The following is a 565-nucleotide window of genomic DNA, read 5'->3' on the forward strand; positions in this document are numbered from 1 at the left end:
AAGATGATGTAAGAGGTGCCATTCAAAATCACGGAGATCTGTTTGAGTAACACCACCACAAACAACAAGCAAAAGCGGCGCTATCATACGCCGCTTTTGTTTAAGAGCTCTTTCGCTTTGAGGCTCCCGCTTTCGATGCCCCACTCTTTGGGTAGCTTCGCTTTTTACGCTTGAACGCCGGACGTTCGACTTTAGGTAAGTGGCGCAGAGAATCCGGTATAGGCCCTGATTTTACTTGGCTCATCAACCCATCAATACGCTGTTCAAGTGCCTGCATGAAAGGTTGATAAGCTTGATTTCTTTCTGCCATCCCCTGAAGTTGGTGCTCCCAATGGGCGGTCATATCAGGATACGTCGCATCTTGTGGTAATGCGTTGATTAACCCTCGTCCAGCTTGCGAGCTGAGTATGGATTTACCTTGCCTTGTCAATAACTGACGCTTAAAGAGCGTATCCAAAATACCCGCACGAGTCGCTTCCGTACCTAATCCATCTGTGTCGCGCAGAATTTTTTTCAACTCTTTATCGGCAACATAACGAGCAATTCCCGTCATCGCTTGCAGCAG

General features: G+C 47.6%; 1 protein-coding gene. It reads right to left on the reverse strand.

Features of this window, described 5'->3' with window-relative positions; translation table 11 throughout:
- Positions 1 to 100 precede the first annotated feature (100 nt).
- The coding region (locus tag R7040_RS28740) for a DNA topoisomerase (RefSeq protein ID WP_263856832.1) at positions 101 to 565 on the reverse strand (465 nt) is incomplete at its 5' end.

This window comes from Vibrio sp. 1069 (assembly GCF_033340555.1).